This is a genomic window from Niveibacterium sp. (assembly GCF_041909475.1).
Taxonomy (GTDB): Bacteria; Pseudomonadota; Gammaproteobacteria; order Burkholderiales; family Rhodocyclaceae; genus Niveibacterium.
Genome location: NZ_JAYRDJ010000062.1, coordinates 1 through 2469, shown reverse-complemented (window position 1 = coordinate 2469; position 2469 = coordinate 1). Strand labels below are relative to the sequence as shown.

Annotated in this window: 2 protein-coding genes; both read left to right on the top strand. The window is 63.4% G+C overall.

The window, feature by feature from the left end:
* A partial coding sequence (locus tag ACE3P0_RS21025; RefSeq protein WP_374404762.1) for a D-amino acid dehydrogenase occupies positions 1 to 836 on the top strand: 836 nt, incomplete at its 5' end.
* A 486-nt stretch (positions 837 to 1322) separates the two neighbouring features.
* The gene (locus tag ACE3P0_RS21020; protein WP_374404761.1) at positions 1323 to 2438 is read left to right on the top strand and encodes a branched-chain amino acid ABC transporter substrate-binding protein; all 1116 of its coding nucleotides are present in this window, start codon (positions 1323 to 1325) and stop codon (positions 2436 to 2438) included.
* Positions 2439 to 2469: the final 31 nt, after the last annotated feature.

Below are 2469 nucleotides of genomic sequence, written 5' to 3'. Positions count from 1 at the left end.
AAGTGCTGCGTGAATTGGGTGTCGAGCATCAGTTGCTCGACCGGGTTGGTTTGGCCTCCGCGGAACCGGCGCTCGCACGGGTGTCCGATCGACTTGTTGGCGGGTTGCGCTTGCCGAATGACGAAACGGGCGATTGCCAACTGTTCACGACGCGCCTTGCCGCCTTGGCTGCGGGTCTTGGCGTGCGCTTCCAGATGGCTGCGACGATCGATGGCTTCGACACCGAAGGCGGGCGCATCAGCGCGGTGCGCGTGGGCGCTGAGCGGCTCACGGCGGACCGGATCGTGCTGGCGGCCGGCAGTTACTCGCGCGGCCTGATGAAGTCGCTTGGCCTGAGCATCCCGGTGTACCCGGTTAAAGGCTACTCGCTGACGGTACCGTTGATCGATGCTGAACGCGCGCCGGTCTCGACGGTACTCGACGAGACCTACAAGATTGCCATCACCCGTTTCGACGACCGCATCCGTGTTGGCGGCATGGCCGAACTGGCGGGGTTTGATCTGGGGCTGAACCCGAAGCGTCGCGCCACGCTGGAAATGGTCACCCACGATCTCTTCCCGGGCGGTGGTGACCTGCCGCGTGCGGAATTCTGGACCGGCCTGCGCCCGATGACGCCCGACGGCACACCTATCGTCGGTGCGACACCCATCTCGAACCTCTACCTCAACACAGGCCACGGCACGCTGGGCTGGACCATGGCAACCGGCTCGGGTCAGTTGATGGCTGATCTGGTTCTTGGGCGTCAGCCTGCGATTCGCGGCGACGACTTGTCGCTGGCTCGCTATGCGGGTCAGGCGCGCGCGGCCGCACTGCCCAACGGCGCCGTGACGGCCTGAGCGCCCCATATCGGGGCGGGCGCCCGCCCGCCGCACCGAGCCAGTGAAACAACGCCCCGCTTCTGCGGGGCGTTGTCATTCTGTCGCCCGTTCGCGTGTGGCAAACCTGAGCGCTTGAGCGTGCCTGCCGGTAACTCGCACGTGCTGCGCACCCCCACAACCACGATCATCTCAAACCAAGCGTGCATTTCCATACCCCGGGCTAGTGTCTGGCACGCCCCTTGCGACACTGCCTGTGCAGGTGTCCGGATACGTACATTCCGCGCTTTTCGGTGCCCCGCGCTGGGGCATAATGCCCGACGCCTTGCCGCATTGGGTAACATGGCGCGGCCGTTGGCGATCCGGGGGTCTGTAGGGGTGGATCGTCATGGACGCCCGCCCGGTTTGCTATTCAATGTGACGCGGCCGTACCGGTTTTGCCGGACGGCGCGTGCGCATTTCGATCAGCCTTGCACCAGTTCGTTTTCTCAACAGGAGGAACAGCTCATGAAGAAGACCGTTATTGCCCTCGCCGTTTTGGGGCTCGGAATCTCCGCCGCGCAGGCCCAGGAAGTGATCAAGATCGGCCACGTCGGTCCGCTGACCGGCAACATCGCGCACCTCGGCAAGGACAATGAGAACGGCGCCAAACTGGCCGTTGAGGAATACAACGCCAAGGGCATCAAGATCGGCGGCAAGGCCGTCAAGTTCGAGCTCGTCGGTGAAGACGATGCGGCCGACCCGAAGACGGGCACCACGGTTGCGCAGCGCCTGGTCGATGCCGGCGTGAAGGGCGTTGTCGGCCACCTGAACTCGGGCACCACGATCCCGGCTTCGCGTATCTATGATCAGGCTGGCATCCCGGTCATCACGCCGTCGGCGACCAACCCGAAGCTGACCCAACAGGGTTACAAGGGCGTCTTCCGTACCATCGCCAACGACGTGCAGCAAGGCGCTGTGATCGGCAAGTACTCGGCGCAAAAGCTGGGCAAGAAGGTCGCCATCATCGATGACCGTACGGCCTATGGTCAGGGCCTCGCGGACGAGGTGGACAAGGGTGTGAAGGCTGGCGGCGGCACCGTGGTTGCACGTGAGTTCACGAACAACCAGGCCACCGATTTCATGGCGATTCTCACCAAGATCAAGGCCACTAACCCGGATGTGATCGTCTACTCGGGCATGGACGCGCAAGGCGGCCCGATGCTCAAGCAGTTGAAGCAACTGGGCATCACCGCAAAGTGGATCACCGGCGACGGCGGTTGCACCGGCGAGATCATCAAGCTGGCGGGCGATGCGATCGGCCCGAACGACTATTGCACCCAGGCTGGCCTGCCGCTCGAGCAGATGCCGGGCGGCAAGGACTTCAAGGAGCGCTTCAAGAAGAAGTTCGGCGCCGATGTTCAGATCTACGCGCCGTATGCGTACGACGCTGCTGCCGCGATCATCGAGGCAATGAAGAAGGCAAACTCTTCCGATCCGGCGAAGTACCTGCCGGCGCTGAAGGCCAGCAACTTCAAGAGCGTTACCGGCACGATCGCGTTTGACGACAAGGGCGACATCAAGAACGGTGCTGTCACCGTCTATCAGTTTGAAAACGGTGCCTGGAAGGCGCTGAAGAACTGATGTGCCGAAGTGGGGGCCGGCCGGGGGGGCC

Coding starts and splice junctions, on each gene's coding strand:
- ACE3P0_RS21020 (WP_374404761.1), top strand. CDS start 1,323: ATGAAGAAGACCGTTATTGCCCTCGCCGTTTTGGGGCTCGGAATCTCC.